Source organism: Bradyrhizobium algeriense (genome assembly GCF_003062295.1).
Taxonomy (GTDB): Bacteria; Pseudomonadota; Alphaproteobacteria; order Rhizobiales; family Xanthobacteraceae; genus Bradyrhizobium; species Bradyrhizobium algeriense.
On the sequence record NZ_PYCN01000063.1, the window covers coordinates 1 to 15040 of the forward strand.

At 63.1% G+C, this 15040-nt stretch carries 16 protein-coding genes and 2 pseudogenes; 9 read left to right on the forward strand and 9 right to left on the reverse strand.

The features are described from left to right. Positions 1 to 804: transposase (locus tag C7G61_RS40515; protein ID WP_145963789.1), on the forward strand; the 804-nt coding region annotated here is incomplete at its 5' end. A gap of 482 nt (positions 805 to 1286) precedes the next feature. Here C7G61_RS40515 and C7G61_RS40520 read toward each other — a convergent pair. From C7G61_RS40520 to C7G61_RS45320, 9 genes are all read right to left on the reverse strand, one after another. Then, entirely contained in the window at positions 1287 to 1565 is a 279-nt protein-coding gene (locus C7G61_RS40520) for a hypothetical protein (RefSeq protein ID WP_244608720.1), read from the reverse strand. A 227-nt stretch (positions 1566 to 1792) separates the two neighbouring features. Further along, complete coding sequence (repC, locus tag C7G61_RS40525) at positions 1793 to 3025, reverse strand: plasmid replication protein RepC (protein ID WP_108523157.1); 1233 nt, start codon at positions 3023 to 3025, stop codon at positions 1793 to 1795. 252 nt (positions 3026 to 3277) lie between these two features. After that, positions 3278 to 4297 carry a plasmid partitioning protein RepB gene (repB, locus tag C7G61_RS40530; protein ID WP_244608721.1) on the reverse strand — a complete coding sequence of 340 codons (1020 nt, stop codon included), beginning with the start codon at positions 4295 to 4297 and terminating at the stop codon, positions 3278 to 3280. After that, positions 4297 to 5499, reverse strand: a complete 1203-nt coding sequence (repA, locus tag C7G61_RS40535) for a plasmid partitioning protein RepA (RefSeq protein ID WP_108523167.1) — start codon at positions 5497 to 5499, stop codon at positions 4297 to 4299. The genes repB and repA overlap by 1 nt, the downstream gene beginning before the upstream one ends. Positions 5500 to 5897: 398 nt before the next feature. Next, positions 5898 to 7070 (reverse strand): site-specific integrase, encoded by a 1173-nt coding sequence (locus C7G61_RS40540; protein WP_108523159.1) that lies wholly within the window; start codon positions 7068 to 7070, stop codon positions 5898 to 5900. Positions 7071 to 7086: 16 nt separating this feature from the next. Then, positions 7087 to 8175, reverse strand: a complete 1089-nt coding sequence (locus tag C7G61_RS40545; protein ID WP_108523160.1) for a hypothetical protein — start codon at positions 8173 to 8175, stop codon at positions 7087 to 7089. After that, the gene (locus C7G61_RS40550) at positions 8172 to 8609 is read right to left on the reverse strand and encodes a type II toxin-antitoxin system VapC family toxin (protein WP_108523161.1); all 438 of its coding nucleotides are present in this window, start codon (positions 8607 to 8609) and stop codon (positions 8172 to 8174) included. Before C7G61_RS40550 ends, C7G61_RS40545 begins: the two co-directional genes overlap by 4 nt. After that, on the reverse strand, positions 8606 to 8884 hold the full coding sequence (locus C7G61_RS40555; protein WP_108523162.1) for a type II toxin-antitoxin system Phd/YefM family antitoxin: 279 nt from the start codon (positions 8882 to 8884) through the stop codon (positions 8606 to 8608). Before C7G61_RS40555 ends, C7G61_RS40550 begins: the two co-directional genes overlap by 4 nt. A 57-nt stretch (positions 8885 to 8941) precedes the next feature. Next, complete coding sequence (locus C7G61_RS45320; protein ID WP_190242229.1) at positions 8942 to 9307, reverse strand: hypothetical protein; 366 nt, start codon at positions 9305 to 9307, stop codon at positions 8942 to 8944. Between the two features lie 339 nt (positions 9308 to 9646). Between C7G61_RS45320 and C7G61_RS40565 the strand changes: the two genes are divergently transcribed. The 8 genes and pseudogenes from C7G61_RS40565 to C7G61_RS40600 form a co-directional block, all read left to right on the forward strand. Beyond that, on the forward strand, positions 9647 to 10810 hold the full coding sequence (locus tag C7G61_RS40565; protein WP_420836837.1) for an RHE_PE00001 family protein: 1164 nt from the start codon (positions 9647 to 9649) through the stop codon (positions 10808 to 10810). Positions 10811 to 10861: 51 nt separating this feature from the next. Continuing rightward, positions 10862 to 11710 (forward strand): hypothetical protein, encoded by an 849-nt coding sequence (locus C7G61_RS40570; protein ID WP_108523163.1) that lies wholly within the window; start codon positions 10862 to 10864, stop codon positions 11708 to 11710. A gap of 73 nt (positions 11711 to 11783) precedes the next feature. Further along, the gene (locus C7G61_RS40575) at positions 11784 to 12242 is read left to right on the forward strand and encodes a hypothetical protein (protein WP_108523164.1); all 459 of its coding nucleotides are present in this window, start codon (positions 11784 to 11786) and stop codon (positions 12240 to 12242) included. 45 nt (positions 12243 to 12287) lie between these two features. Next, a complete protein-coding gene (locus C7G61_RS45325) occupies positions 12288 to 12455 on the forward strand; it encodes a hypothetical protein (protein ID WP_190242230.1) in 168 nt (55 codons plus the stop codon). Positions 12456 to 12886: 431 nt separating this feature from the next. Beyond that, positions 12887 to 13225, forward strand: a complete 339-nt coding sequence (locus C7G61_RS40585) for a type II toxin-antitoxin system PrlF family antitoxin (RefSeq protein ID WP_108523166.1) — start codon at positions 12887 to 12889, stop codon at positions 13223 to 13225. Then, positions 13222 to 13732 (forward strand): annotated as a pseudogene (locus C7G61_RS40590) (type II toxin-antitoxin system YhaV family toxin). The gene C7G61_RS40585 and the pseudogene C7G61_RS40590 overlap by 4 nt, the downstream one beginning before the upstream one ends. A 36-nt stretch (positions 13733 to 13768) precedes the next feature. Then, the gene (locus tag C7G61_RS40595; protein WP_108523168.1) at positions 13769 to 14515 is read left to right on the forward strand and encodes a DUF3223 domain-containing protein; all 747 of its coding nucleotides are present in this window, start codon (positions 13769 to 13771) and stop codon (positions 14513 to 14515) included. Positions 14516 to 14673: 158 nt separating this feature from the next. Beyond that, a pseudogene (locus tag C7G61_RS40600) lies at positions 14674 to 14931 on the forward strand (transposase); the annotation flags it as partial. Between the last annotated feature and the right edge of the window lie 109 nt (positions 14932 to 15040).

A 15040-nucleotide genomic window follows, 5' to 3' on the forward strand; every position in this document is an offset into this window, starting at 1 on the left:
GCGCGGATTGCGCGCGCCAAGGGGCCGCTCAATCACGAGAAGCTCAAGGAAGGCTACCGTAAGCTACTGAGCTCGACGAGCCGGGTGGTGGGTCAGGCGAAGCGCTTCTCCAGCGAGATCGCCGAAGACGTAAAGCGGTCCAGGGGCATCTTGAAGCAGCTGGCGTTGAAAGGCCTGCGTCTGCAGCTGGAAGCGATGCTGCCGCTGGTCCGGCAAGTGATGCGGCAGACCCGGGAACGTATCTTCCGCGGCAACACCCGGGCAGAAGGCAAGCTCCTCAGTGTGTTCGAGCCCTCGACCGAGATCATTCGCAAAGGCAAGGCCGGCAAGCCCAACGAGTTCGGCAAGATGGTCAAACTGCAGGAAGCAGAGAACCAGATTGTGATCGACTACGACGTCTACGATCAGCGGCCAAGCGACTCGGAGCTGTTGATCCCGGCCATCGAAACCCACGAGGCAAAACTCGGACGCACGCCACGCCTGGTGGCGGCGGATGCTGGATTTTACTCCGCCAGGAACGAAGCTGCAGCGAAAGCCAGAGGCGTCAAACGCGTCTGCATTCCCAATCGCTCGACCAACAGCGCCGAGCGCAAGCGTGAGCAGAAAAAGCGCTGGTTCCGTAACGGTCAGAAATGGCGAACCGGATGCGAGGGACGTATCAGCGTCGTCAAGCGGCGACACGGGCTCGATCGCTGCCGCTACAAGGGCAGCATCGGAATGAAACGCTGGGTCGGCCTCGGCGTCGTCGCCGACAACCTCATCAATATCGGACGCGCGATGGAAAACCAGTCACGCCAACCGTAGTCCGTCCCAGCCTAATCTGGCCTCTCAAGGCCCCGCCAGCCCCTGGCGGGGCCTTGTCGTTGTCCGCGCGGTTGACCAGTCTGGTTAGAAGCGCGAATTTTGCGCCGGAAAGTAACTAATCCGTTCAGCCATTCGGCAACGGGCGGGGCAGCAAAATGCGGCTACACCTTGTAGGCCACCTGGACGGCGCGTCATCACCCGCAATGGAGATCGTCGCTATCAGCAATCTCGGCGCTCCTGTCGAAGTTGCCATCGCAAGATCGATAGCGAGGCATGCCGACGTACCCGCCATGTGGATGCAACCTCGCCCGCCGCGTCCACGCGGCCACCCTGCGAGGCGCCAAAGAGATGCTCGCGTCGCCGCACAATGCTGGCCGCCGACTCCGTCTATCGTTGCCAGTGCGCGGATAACCATGGTGATGATGCGGAGCTCGCGTTAGTACGGGCTCACCCCGGAGCATGAAACCGCGCACCGCGAAGAGTCATCGCCTGCGCCGCGCGATCTCATCAGCGACCATGCCCTCCGTCCGCACCAGCCGCTCATGCAGGGTCTCGAACATATCGAGGATGTCATCATTGGGTTCATTCTTGCCCTGCTCGATGGCTTCCGCGACGAGCTCATCGAGGGCGGTCTCCTTCAACTGGCCCTTCTCCAGAAGCTCATCAAAAAGACTGTCGCTGCTCGGCTGCGGTTGGATGCGGCCGTCGGAGTTGCACCAGACGGTGAATGTCTGTTGTCCCAGAACGGCGTGCTCGACCATCTCCGCATCCAACGGAATCAGCGTCCCCCAGGCCTCGCCCGCCTCGTCCGCTGCTCCGCGGCGCCTTCATCACGAGGCTGGAAAAACGGCGTGAGGATGATTGGAGGGTGTTTTGCCATGACGATCTCTCCGAACGGCTTTGCCTCGACACAGCGCAGAAGCCGGGTCAGTGCGGGCAGCTTCGATCACACGAAAAAGGCAAGGTCTGGGAACGGCGCCTCATCCCCTCACGCCCGCTGCTTGTCTCGCCGGCGTGAATTGATCTGCGCCATCAGGATCGGGCCAAGCGAAAATTCGCCGACCTCGGCTTTTCGCGTCAGACCGCGCAGATAACCGCCGGCGGAATTGATCGCCGTCCCGCGCTGCAGGATACACGCGACGACGATGGCTGCGGGCACCTCGCCCATAACCTTTTGCGCCTCCTCCCAGGCGCTCGGACTGATCCCCAGCATCGATCGTACGACGGCCGCTGTGGCCAGGAAATCGCGCCAGTTCGAAATCCCACCCTTCGCATAATCGACGATGTCCGGGCATGCACTCAGGACCATTCCCAATGGATACGCCCCCTCCCCGACTCGCGATGGTTGAGGCTTTGACTCAGCTCCCGCCGCCCTGCCTTCTCGAAAGACAGGTTCAAGATCAATGAGGGCATCTGGATTTGAATTCTGTATGTGGCGCTCAGAATGGGACTCATTGGCGTTCGGATTCGTGGATTTAATGTGTGCTTCCAGAAGATTGAGCACGTCGTCCGCGAGCTGAGACAACTCGTCGGCGATCGGCTCGAGCTCTTGGCGCGTCGCCGTGCGCGGAATCTGGCCAACGATCGCGCGGAAGGTGGCGTGCACATCCTGCCAATCCGCAGGCCCCTGCCCTTCCCTTCGCGTCGGAACGGCTTCTTCGATGCCCGTTGCAATCATTTTCGCGATGTCGCGCCGGCACAGCGTGATCCGCTCGCGCACGAGCTTGAGGGCGCGGGCCTCGGCTTCGATATCAGCCGCCAGGCGCTCAAACTCCTCCGAACGCACGACGAGCGGCGACAGATCGAAGCCGAAGGCGAGCTCGATTTCGCCAGCATCGTCCTTGCGCGCATATCGCTTGCCATTCGGACTGTCACGTCGAACGATCAGCCCCGCGTCGACCAGCACAGCCAGGTGGCGCCGTAGCGTCGACGCCGGCATGCCGTGCGACCGCCGACTGAGCTGATGGTTCGACGGGAAAACGATCAGATCATCCTCCCCTGTCAGCGCGGTCTCGGGATGGAAGGTTAGGAGCGCGTTCAATACCGATAGCGAGCGCTCCGACACCCTAAGGCGCGGCCGTGCCGTGCAGATGGCGTGGAAGATCTTCCATTTGTGCACGATCTTTTCGGGAGGGCGTGCCGTTGCGACCATTTGGCTTGCCACATGGGCAAGCGTCAGCGATCGCCGCCCAAAGGGCGTCGTTGGTGGATGTGACTGCATGTCTTTGCCTCATGCGGACAAAGAAAATCTGCTCGCCAAAACGGCGCCGTCGCTAAAGACGCTTGACTGCGATTCGCGAAAGTGATTCTCTGTCAGTCGCCAAACATGACGAGAGAAGGGGGACGTTTCGGGGGCCTTTTCTTTTTCCGCTATGCTCCTACGGTTAGAGGACGGAAACGCGGGTACGCATCGCGCCGCCTGACCATGAGAGGTCCGGACGGCGCCATATCCAAAGCGGCGAGACGCGCGATGTCATTCATCGGTACGTCCCCCGCGAAAAGCGCGGTAGAGTTCTGGCAGCCGCGAAATCACAAAGTCTCCAAACGCCGGCGCGGCCTTTTCATCGAGCGCGAGCGTGACGCGATCTGCGCGACGTTCAATCTTCACAATTTTCTTGCCGTCGTCATCGCTCCAGGTCGTCGGCCGTGGAGAAGCTTTGGGCTTGCGGGGCGCGAGCGCGGCGAATGTGATCGAGAACCGTTCATCGGAAGTAGCACGCACGAAGCGATCACTAGCCACGCTGTCAGCCAATGCCTTTTGGTCGTGGCGACCCACCATCCGCTCTGCCAGCTCCATCCAGCGCCGGCGGCCGGTCTTCGGCGCTGGCCCGATCGCATCGACCAAGCTCCGTGGCAGGGCCCGCGCGACGGTGATGAGGCGCGAGAGTTCTGTCTTGTCGACGCTGAGCGCCGCCATGATGATCTCACGCTTGAATCCACGATCCTCGAGCGCGGCGGCATAAGTTGCCCGCTCAATGAAGGACAGATCCTCACGCTCGCCATTCTCTTTACCTTGTGCCACCACAAGGTCTTCGTCGCTGAGGTCACGGACTACCGCCCGCGCGGGATGGCCAAGTTCGGCAAGCGCACGGACGCGACGATTGCCATAGGCGATCTGAAACCGTCCTGGACTGGTCGGATGCGGGCGAAGGAGGATCGGAACCAATTGTCCATTGGCGCGAATCGATTCGACGAGAGCGGGGTGCTTCTCGTCGACGCCCGTCATGCGATCCGGAACGATCGAGGCGTCGATCAATCCTGGATCGATTTCAACGACGGCTTGACCGGTGGTGAGTTGTTCGGTCAGGGCCTTGGCGGCATCGCGCTCTGCGGACAGCATCTCGAGCGAGCGGCTCATGGCACCGACTGCACCGCGCGATCCCAGTGTTGGTTGGGAAGGTCTCCGATTGTCGCTGGACCCACCTGACGGCGGTTCGTTGACCGCGGTCAACTTGTCGTCCAAGAGGTCAGCAAGCAGGTTTTTGCGACCCATTAGGTCCTCCCCCATGCGGCTTGGATCAGGCTTTGAATTTCGCCATTGACGCTGTCCAGCGATTCCATTGCGCGGTCGTAGGTAGCGCGTGTGAATTGATCGCGGCTGACCTCATAGAGTGTTTGCTTTGTGATGCCGGCGTCGGAGATCGCCGTGCTTTTGAGCATCATATTGGTGACCATGCGATCGCCGAACAGCGAGCGCATGAAGCCGACCATTTGGGCCTGCGGTCCATCACCGGGCTCGTAGCGCGTGACGAGATAGCGCATCCAATCGTAATTCATGTTGCCACCTGCCTTGGCGACGACGGCGAGGAGGTCGGATGTCATGATGAGGAATTGGCACATCGACATGACGTCGAGCATTTGCGGATGCACCGGGATCAGGATCGCGGTTGCCGCGCAGAGCGCGGAGAGCGTGAGAAATCCAAGTTGGGGCGGACAATCGATCACGACGACGTCGTAACGGTCCTGGACAGTGGCGAGGGCACGGGCAACGCGGGCGAAGAACAGCGGATCACCCGACCGGCGCATAGCTAACGCTTTCGGGGTCTCGTGTTCGAATTCCATCAGTTCGATATTGCCGGGGACGATGTCGAGCCCCGGAAAGTAAGTCTGTCGAATGACCTCGTCCAGCTCGCGACGCTCGTTGTCATAGCGGATGGCGCCGTAGAGGGTTCCGTTTTCCTCGACGTCGAACTCTGGCTGATAGCCGTGCAGCGCCGAGAGCGAAGCCTGCGGATCGAGATCGACCGCAAGCACCCGATATCCCTGCAGCGTGAGGTGTTGAGCGAGATGCGCGGCGGTGGTGGTCTTGCCTGATCCACCCTTGAAATTAACGACGCCGATGACTTGCAACTGTTCGCCCGCGACGCGATGCGGTCGGTATCGTCGCACTCCCTTGCCGGATTCGTCGAGATAAGCTCGAAGGCTCTGAATGTCTTCGAATGTGTACGATCGTCGACCCAATGGACTGGTGTCAGGTTGGGGGCCCCTTCCCTCCAGCGACAATTGGCGGAGATAGCCGTCATTGATACCGACGAGTTTAGCGACTTCGCCGGATGTAAACCGACGGAGGTTTTTGCGGGCTTTTGGCGGAAACAGCTTCATGCGATGGGCATGAAGCTTCGCGGAGAGTTCCCGCGCGTCGGCCGCGATCGTATCGTGGATCGCTGGGAGCGCGGCCGACGGGATTGGCGCCATCGCTTCTTGGTCGTTCAGGGCCACGGCTTTCTCGCGTAGTTACGAATTTCGGATGCAGGACATGCGCAAAGCGTGGCTAGTACGCCCGATTCTGAGCGGTCGCGCAACAATTAAAGGGTAAAGAATCCTTAACGGTCAGACTCGGTCCCTCCTGTGCGAACGGAAAAGTTGACCGTGGTCAACTTCGGCGAGATCCCACCTAGCGCCAACACCCGCTTGTGCATCCGCTGGACAGGGCCCGACCCGCACGCGAGGGATCAACACCCCGGAACAAGAGAAAGTTGACCGCGGTCAACTCCCGCGAAATGGCCCGAATCGCCTTCCCCGGTCGAGGCCCAGCCTACCCCATTCCACCGCGCCGCAAGCCGAATCTAAGTTCGGCCTCGGGCCGCGCCTGTTCAAACGCCGAGCCGTGCAGCTTGACCGAGTCGTCGATCTGCTTCGTTGTAATAACTGGCTGCCTGCTGCACCGAGCGATGCTGCGACTGTTGCATCGCCTCGGGTAGGGAGACACCACGGCGTGACGCCTCCGTGAGATAGCCCGATCTCAGGCCGTGGGCAGAAAACTCCCTCGCCTCCAGGCCCGCGAGCGCACAGCGCCGCTTCACGATCAAGTTGATCGACTGCGGCGTCAGCGCCCTCTCCTCCACCGCCTCCCAGCGGTCGATGGCCCGGAAGATCGGTCCCTTGCTGATGTCGGCGCGTTCCACCCATTCGCGCAGCGCCTCGACCGGTGGTCCGACCAAGAGCACCCTGCCCGCCTCATTGGCGTCGCCGGTCTTGGTACGGCCCAGATGGATCGCCACACACGGCAAGGTCCGCGATTTCGGGTCCCGGGGATCGAGCGCTACCGCCGGCTCGTCACTGATCTGCTCGACCCGCAGCCGCGCCACCTCGCTGCGCCGGCGCCCGCCGGAGGCGAAGGCCAGGAGCAGGATGGCTAGGTCGCGGGTGTCCGCGAGCCGATCGGACGAGCAGGTCGCGAGCAAGCGGTCCAGAACATCCCGGGTTACGGCGCGCTTGCTCTTGCGCCGACGCGGCCGCGTGCTGGCGCGGACGGCGAGCCGGAGCGCCGAGCGCAGGCTCGGCGAGGCGAACGGACCCTCCTGCCCTTTCCAGCGATGCAGCGTGCCCCAGTTCGCCAACCGGCGCTTGACTGTCGATGGTGCATGCGGCCCGTCGGCGCGAAGGAGCAAAGCGTCCCGCAGGTCCGCCGCCACCTCGGCCGGCATTCCATGCTGCGGGTCGGTTTCGCGTTTGGCGGGATCCCACAAATGATGCGCCACGAATTTCAGCACCAGGCTCACCGGCGCCGGCCATGGCAACGCCGCGCAGGTCGTGGCTTGGGCCCAGCCCTCCAGGTAAGCCAGGTCCGATGCCAGCGCGCGTAGCGTATTTTCGCCCATGCCCTCGCGCGCCAGATGCTTCAGCGTCTCGACGTCATCGTCGGTTAGGAGTTCGGCGAGACGATCGCGCCGCTCCATCGGCAGGATGGCCGAGAGCGCGTCGAGCTGCAGCGCGCGTCGGGTTTCGGGGTCGGAGACCAGCGCGTGGGAGGTGACGTCGTCCATTCGCTCCAGTGCTCCCTCAAAAGCCGTAGGTTCGATCCGCCCAACGCAGCAGCACGCGGGCGTCGCCATCGGGCAGCCGCACGCGCTGCGCCTTCAGGCCCTGCGCAATCGCCAGGCCGACATCGGGATCGACCCAATGGCCATGGGTCATCAGGAAGAACCAGCCGAACGGCAGGCCGACCTCGCGGTCCACGGCCTCGATCCGGTCCATCAGCAGATGAACCGAGGCATCCGGCGTCATGATCAGCCGCTCCTTCGGCGGCCGTAGCGGCCGGGGGATGAACCCGATCTCACGCTCCCCCTTGTAGGTGTAGTCGCGGATGTCGAGCGCCCAATGGGCAAAGACCCTGTGGGTGCTGGCGCTCGACTCCTCCCAATCCCGAAAGAACCGCAGCTCCCGCGGCACGTAGTCGAACCAATCGGGCACGACCTCGAGAAAGGGGGTTTCGCGCGTTCCGTCCGGCCCAACCTCGCGAATGACCCGCCGCTCCATCTCGGTCCGCTTGGCCTCGCGGCGCTCGCGCTCGATGCGGCCGCGGCGATCGAGAAAGCTGCGGATATGGACAAAGGCGCCGCCGGCACGATCGAGCAGGCGATAGATCGGCCCTGCAAGCTGGTCGTCCGGAGGCGCGTCGTCACACCGAATGCTGGAGGGATCGCAGAGCTCCTCCACGCCGTAGGGGGGCCAGCGGGGATCGACGATCGGACCGGCCCGCCATTCGATTTCGCGGCCGAGCGCGATCTGAACGTAGTCGGCCGCGCCCGGCCCGGTCGGCGCCGATACGAAGGCGCTCGTGCCGCGCCATTCGGTGATCTGGAGATCGGTCTCCTTCAACCGCTGCCAGAGCGCCTTGACGTCACCGTTCTCCTTGGCGAGCTCGGCCATCAGCCACGGCCGCAGCTCACCCAGCCGCGAGCGGTCCGGCCGCAAGATGGACCGGGTGTCGCGCCAGTAATCGTCATCGATCAGCGCCAAGCTGAATTCAAATCCCGGGAAGGCGGCGGCGAGGGCAGGGACGAGGTCCGCGTCGGCCGAGGCCGGATCCAGCCTTGCCAAGACGGTCTCGAGCGAAGCGGCATCTGGAAGGCGGACAGGAACGGTCATCCCGGTTTGCTTTCGTCGGTCCAGGGATTGAACACCGGCACGCCGAGGGGCGCAAAGTCCTTGGTGTTACGGGTCGCAAGCACGAGCTCATGGGCGATCGCCGTGGCCGCAAAGAATCCGTCCATGACCGAGAGTGCAAAACCGTTTTGACGGGCCTGCGCCATCAGATCCCCCCAGCGCTCGGCGACGGCGGGATCGATCGGCAGGATACGCCCGGCAAACCGCACCGGCAGATCGGCTGCCAGCCAGGCGGCCAGCGCAGCACGACGCCGGCCCTCCGCCATCAGCGCGATGCCGCGCCGGAGCTCCGCGATCGACGCCACGCTGATGAAGGCGCGGTCCTCGTCGATCGTATCGAGCCAGGCGAGGACCTTCGGGTCGGGCGCCGGCCGGCGAACCTCCGACAGCACGTTGGTGTCGAGCAGGACGTTCATAGATCGAGGTCGCGCGGCTGATCGCGGACCCGATCGAGATCGAGATCAGCGTTGCGTAGCGGCGACGCCATCAGAAATTCGGCAAGCGAACCCTTGCGGACGGTCTTGCGCGCCCACTCCTCGGCCGAGACAATGACGACGCTGGGCTTGCCGTGGCGGGTGATGATCTGGGGATCGGTCTGGGCGCGCTCGATGACCTCCGACAGGCGTGCCTTGGCGCCGGCTACGGTCCAATGGCCCGATTCGCGCGCTGGGAACTTTTGGGATGCGGTCACGGCATGCTCCTGTGACTATAATGACTACTGTGACTATAAGCGACCTGAAGGCGATTTTCAATGCGTCTCCGCGCAGAAATGGCGCAGTTCAGCTGCTGCCGGAGCGCTTCTATTGTCAGCGACCGAAAGGAGAGGCGCGTCATGGCCGAAACCGACAAGCAAAGGGCTCCCCCAATGCCCAAAGACGGCGGACCAACCCCCGACCAGAACCAGATGGCCGCCCGCAATCGGCGGGCCGTTCGCACCGAGGATCTGAGCGAGGAGGAGATCGCGGCGATCGAAGCCAGCGAGATGGAGGCCGGGTTCGAACATCTCGATGCCGAGCTCGACCAGGCTGGGATGTCCGTTGTCGATGTTGGGCTCGACTTCGCCCGAAAACTTCGGGCGCGCGGCGATGCCGCCAGGGGACGGCCCGGCCGACAAGGCGTTTCGCGACAACCTGTTCGACGATTCCTGAACGCGATCGCGTCCACCCGCGGATCGCCGGGGCCAAAATCCGACCGAAAGGGGAGGGCATTGCTTCTTCCGGAGGAGGGGAGGGGCTGCCACGGGACACGCTCTCGCATCGATTTCAGCCCGGCTGAGGGCGTTAGTTGGGGCTTCCGGAGGCCCAGAATCGCTGATTTGCGAGTCCGCGTCCAACCCTATCGATAAGAGATAGTTATCGATAGTGAGCGCCACGCGGAACTAGCTGTTGCTATGACGGAAGCTATTCCCGTGATAGCTTCCGTTTGAGAGATTCCTGTTAAGGTTATCAAGAACTTGCAAACTGGCTGGTACCAGATCCCCGATCCACTGCCTTGGGCTCAGCTCGCCGGCCCGCTCGCCATCGCCGAGGACGCGCTGGCCCGGCTCGACGAACGCTTGGCCAAGAGCCCGATCCGCGACGGCTGGGTTGCGCGCACACATTATACTGACGCCTGCGCCAGTCTGTGGCTGGAAGGCGAGTTGGTCCATCTCGAAGATCTGGTTCTCCACGACGCCAGCATGGACATCCGTGCCCCGACCCACGAACTCACCCGCGCCCACGCCGTGCTGCGGACCCGGCGCCGCATCGCCGACGCGAAGCCGGATTGGGCGCCATCACCGGCGGGGCTCGACAGCCTGCGCGGCCGGGGCGGGCAGGGCGACCGGGACCAAGGACGGGTGGGCGACGACACCAGCGAGCGGACGCAAGAACGGGAGGACGGCGCGGATGCAGCCGATGAGCAGCTTGTCGCGGCGGAGAGGGAGGCGCCATTCGGGGTCGTCGAGACCGATCTGCACCTCGCGGCTGCCTTCGCCGCGGTCGACGCCGCGAATGCCAGGGCGGAGCGCAGGCTCGCCGGCAAGAGCCGTCCCGACCCGGAGCGGGATCCGTTGGTCTACGATCCCGACTGGGACGAGGACGGCCGCCTCGGCGACTGGCGCGCCGCCGTCGATGAGACCCACGCCCTGCCGCCGACCCTGGCGGCGGCGATCGCGGCCGAGGCCTGGGACGCCATCGCGCCGCTGCAGCACACGCCCTGGCTCGGCCGCCTGCTCGGCGCCGCGCTGTTGCGCGAACGCGGCAAGACGCGCTGGCACCTGGCGTGCCTCCATGACGGGCTGAAGGCGATCCCGCGCGAGCGGCGCCGGCCGCGCGACGTCGCGGCGCGCCTCGCCGTGCAGCTCGCGGCGATCACGGCCGCCGCCGACGCCGGACTCAAACATCATGACCGCTGGCTTAACCAGCGCACCCTGCTTGCCCGAAAACTCGCCGGCCGCCGCGCCACCTCAAAACTGCCGGCCCTGCTCGACTACGTGCTGACCCGCCCGATCGTCTCGGCCGGCATGATCGCGGCGGAGCTCGGAATCACAGCGCGCGCCGCCCAAGACCTGGTCGGCGAGCTCGGCTTGCGTGAGGCGACCGGACGCGGACGGTATCGGGCGTGGGGAATTCTATGAACACCCACGCTGAGCGACGACGATGACGCTATGGTGTGATTTGATTCGATCATGTCGTTGCTTGCCGCCACACAAATCCCCAAGCCAGCCGACGAACAGGCCTTCGAACGCGCCTCCGTTGCGCTTTGGCGAGGCCTTCTAGGCGACCCGAACGTTCAACGTAACGGCCGCCGCGGCCAACGCCAAAATGGCGTCGATCTCTTCGGCGTGCGCAACGGCGACCCCGGCTATCACGTCGGCATCCAATGCAAGCTGAACAGCGATGGACATGTTCTGACCGCGGACGAAGTGCGCGACGAAGTTCGTAAAGCGCTTATGTTTCGCCCTGAGCTGCGGGAATACTTCATTATTACGACGGCGCCCGACGACGTGGCGCTCCAGGAATTGGCAAGGGAGCTGTCCCTCGAGCAGACGACCAAGGGCCGCTCCATTCTGATCTACGTCTGGGGCTGGACCACCCTCGAGGGACGGATCAGCGAGAGGGCGGATGCGCGCAAGCAGTTCGACCCGGATTACGGACCGTTCAGCGACCGGATTCTCGAGCGGGTCGATCGTGTCGCCGTCGCCCAACAAGAAGTGAAAGCGAGCGTCGAAACCGGACTGTCCCAGCTCGATGCCAGGCTCGCCCGCTTCGAAACCCTGCAGCTCGCGCCGGGCGACGCGACGCGTGGCGCCACTGCGCTGGAGGCCCAACTCGACGCCGATATCGACGAATATCGCGAACTTGCAAACTCGGGCAAGCCGCGGACGGCATTGCCCCTGCTTGAGCGTCTGCTGGAGCGGGTGGAGCAGACGGCATCGGGGCGGATCCTGTTCCGGATCAAGGCCAATATCGGATCGTGTCTACTGGCCCCTGGGCGAAGACGAGAATGCCGCGCGGCTGCTTTCAGACGCCTATGATCATGCGCCAACGGAGCCGAAGGCGATCGCCAACAAGGCATTCTCGCTCCTCTTGCAAGGACGTTGGGAGGAGGTGCTCGCCTTCCGCTCGGCGTTGAATGCTGATCCGGGCAATGAAGGCGTCGCCGGCTATCTTGTTCAGGCTGCCCGGTTTGATCCATCCATCGCCGAGCCGCTGGACCTTGTGCCGGCGGATCTCAGAGGGTCGGTTGCGGTCGCTATCGGCCGGGTCGCCGTGTTCCGCCACCGCGGGCTCATGCCAGCCTGGTGGCAGGCGGCGCGGGAAGCGCTTGCCGCCCATCCCGACGACCGCTATGCGCGGCAGTTCGCCGCCGACGCGGATCTCGACGAGATCCTGTGCGATGAAACCGTCAGGCGCACCCATCTGCTCACGGCGAACCAGCGGTCGCGCGTTGCAGCGGCCGCCGGCGTCCTGCGTGACGAATGGGATACGGTCCGGGCAACTGATGTGGCTATCGGCGGCAATGAGTTTGAGTGCCGACCCAAATGTGGTATCGGCAATCGCCTCTAACCCTTCCATCCGGGCGATCGCGGCTTCTTCAGCGAGAAGAACGTGATGTCGTGCAAGCAGGAAGGCGTCAAGGTGGTGTGCATCCCACAGCGGGGCGGCACCAAGGCGCCCGAACGCGAAGCCTATGAGAAGAGCCGGGAGTTCAAGGACGGCCAGCGCTTTCGCGCCGGCATCGAGGGCGCATCTCGGTATTGTTCCGCGGTCGCGGCATGAAGCGTTGTCTCGCCGAAGGTCGCGAGCGCTTCGAGCTATGGGTTGCAGCCGCCGTGCTCGCCAACAACCTCATGAAGATCGCAGCCCTGTTGGCGGACCGATCATCGCGCAGACGAAAAGCCGCTGACAATATCCCTTCAAGTCCCTCGCTTGCGGCGGAAATCTTATCCGCTGCACTTCAGTGCAACCACACCACCGTCTACCGGACGCCTCATGAAATCGCGACGAAACTCGCGTCAAAACACATGGCGAATGCTAGCATCTACTGCTAATTCGCCCCGGTTTTATTGAGGAAATGGCGCCCTCAACACAAATGCAGGTGTTTCGCGACAGAAACTAGCTAAGCTAAGCTAGTTCTAGTGACTGCGAATATCACCGATCTTGACTTACAATGCAAATGCATTACATCAAGGCACCAAGGGAGGCCGCGAATGGCGAAGACAGCCGAGATTCTCGAAATCCCCGCAACGATCACCGAACGGGGCCAGACCACCGTCCCCGCGGCGATCCGCAAGATGCTGGCGCTGGGCAAGCGTGACCGCGTGGTGTTTCGGGGGCTCGCCGACGGAACCGTCGTGTTGGCAAAGAAAGTGGCGGACGAGCAGGCTGACCCCGTCATCGCAAATTTTCTGCGCTTTCTTGAGAAGGACATGGCGGCGCACCCGGCGCGGGTTCGACCGATACCGCCGACTATGCTCGCGCGCGGTGCAGCCCTCGTCGAGGGCGTTGAGGTCGATCTCGACGCAGCCTTGCCGGACGACCATGCGTGACGGACCGGACGATCGAGATCAATGGCTGGACCATCTACGCGCATCCTCTCTTCCTTGATCAGCTGGAGGCGCTGATCGCGGCCGTCGAGAAGGCGCGAGCCAAGGACCCGAAAGGTTATAAGAAGAAACGAGCGGCAAAACTACTTGCCGCGATCCTGAAAGTCGCCTTTGAAAACATTCCCGCCGATCCGGCCGGCGACGTGTTCCGGCAGGGCGATACGCTCGGCGCTGACTACAAACACTGGTTTCGCGCGAACTTTTTTTTTACAGTATCGGCTGTTCTTTCGCTATCAGCAGACGGACACAAGCAAGGTTATCATCCTCGCTTGGGTGAACGACGACGAAACGTTGCGCGCCTATGGCAGCACGACGGATGCTTACGCCGTGTTCCGGAAGATGCTGAACCGAGGAAGTCCACCGAACAATTGGCAAGAATTGCTGCGTGCCGCCGCCAAACCTGATTCCAAGCGCCGTCTGAGAGATTTCGGCGCTCGCCGCCAAAAATAGACGTGTTGCCGAAAACGAAATGCGATTGGGGGGATGATGGCTAAGCCGATCAATTTGCCGAACGGTCGATCCTGGAGGACGCAGACAGAGGCGTTAACCCATTTCAAGGAGATGCTTGCCCGGCATTTCGACAACCAGATCGTGGAAGGCCGTTCGGACCACGATGATCTGGTTGCTCTTCTCGAGCGCTATGACGCGGTCATCACCGATAGCCCGGCAAAGATCGGATCCGGTATCGAACACTTTTTCCGGCGGCGGAATGTCGGGGAGGGATACTCGACGCCTGGCTTTTGGGTCCGCCGGACCGACGGCACCGACACCGACTTCAGCTACATCAGCGCCGTGAAAGGCGAGCCGAAATCGAACGCGCAGGAATTCTACGACGCATGCCGAGGAGCGGTCGCAGCCGATCTTCTTACCGCCAAGAAACGCCATTTTGAAATTTACGCCGATAACGCCGGCCGCGTACCGTGCGATCTGTCCAGCGAGCTAATTTCGTTTGCGGACGCCCATCTGGACCATGCTTATCCGACATTCGGGCAATTGGTTGTGAGCTTCCGCGCTGCGCGCGGATGGCAGCACGGCGTGCCGGCTGGAGTTCTCTCGTCGCCGGCAGACGCTCAGACGACCACCAGCTTCCTCGATGCGTCCGCTGCGGAAGCGTTTCGGCAATTTCATCGGGGCGCCGCGACTTTGCGGATTGTGTCTCGCGCACGCAACTTGGCAATGTCGGCAGGACAACGGAGGCCGAAGATAAAGCGGCCGGTCCGGCTCGAACCGTAGGGACGCCCCTCATTAAGACGAAGGCGCGAGCGGGAAACGAAAGCATCCTCGCCACTGGCGAGGCGTCCGAAGAGCCGGCTCCGCAAATTTGAACAGGTCGGTAAGTGGAGTTTCTGCCTGACAGCGGGCACGCTGGTGCCTGCGAATCAGGAGCGACGATGAGCAGACGAGCACGCCGAAACCACACACCGGCCTTCAAGGCGAAGGTGGCGCTTGCCGCCGTCAAGGGCGACCGGACGATAGCTCAGCTTGCCGAGCAGTTCGACGTCCACCCCAATCAGATTACGGCGTGGAAGGCGCAGCTGGAGGGTGGCGCTTGCGGAGTTTTTGGACCTGGCGGCGCTGCGCCGGCCACGCCTGCGATCGATGTGAAGTCGCTGCATGCCAAGATCGGGGAGCTGACGCTGGAGAACGATTCCTAAGAAACGGCACCAGCTCCCGGTTCCAAGGGCTGCAGAACAAAGCCGAATGTCTTGGCACGTCGGTGCAAATTGTTGATCACTCGCGTACGGTAGCGTGTCTCGT

Coding starts and splice junctions, on each gene's coding strand:
- C7G61_RS40520 (WP_244608720.1), bottom strand. CDS start 1,565: ATGGTCGAGCACGCCGTTCTGGGACAACAGACATTCACCGTCTGGTGC.
- repC (WP_108523157.1), bottom strand. CDS start 3,025: ATGCAGTCACATCCACCAACGACGCCCTTTGGGCGGCGATCGCTGACG.
- repB (WP_244608721.1), bottom strand. CDS start 4,297: ATGGGTCGCAAAAACCTGCTTGCTGACCTCTTGGACGACAAGTTGACC.
- repA (WP_108523167.1), bottom strand. CDS start 5,499: ATGGCGCCAATCCCGTCGGCCGCGCTCCCAGCGATCCACGATACGATC.
- C7G61_RS40540 (WP_108523159.1), bottom strand. CDS start 7,070: ATGGACGACGTCACCTCCCACGCGCTGGTCTCCGACCCCGAAACCCGA.
- C7G61_RS40545 (WP_108523160.1), bottom strand. CDS start 8,175: ATGACCGTTCCTGTCCGCCTTCCAGATGCCGCTTCGCTCGAGACCGTC.
- C7G61_RS40550 (WP_108523161.1), bottom strand. CDS start 8,609: ATGAACGTCCTGCTCGACACCAACGTGCTGTCGGAGGTTCGCCGGCCG.
- C7G61_RS40570 (WP_108523163.1), top strand. CDS start 10,862: ATGTCGTTGCTTGCCGCCACACAAATCCCCAAGCCAGCCGACGAACAG.
- C7G61_RS45325 (WP_190242230.1), top strand. CDS start 12,288: ATGTCGTGCAAGCAGGAAGGCGTCAAGGTGGTGTGCATCCCACAGCGG.
- C7G61_RS40585 (WP_108523166.1), top strand. CDS start 12,887: ATGGCGAAGACAGCCGAGATTCTCGAAATCCCCGCAACGATCACCGAA.
- C7G61_RS40595 (WP_108523168.1), top strand. CDS start 13,769: ATGGCTAAGCCGATCAATTTGCCGAACGGTCGATCCTGGAGGACGCAG.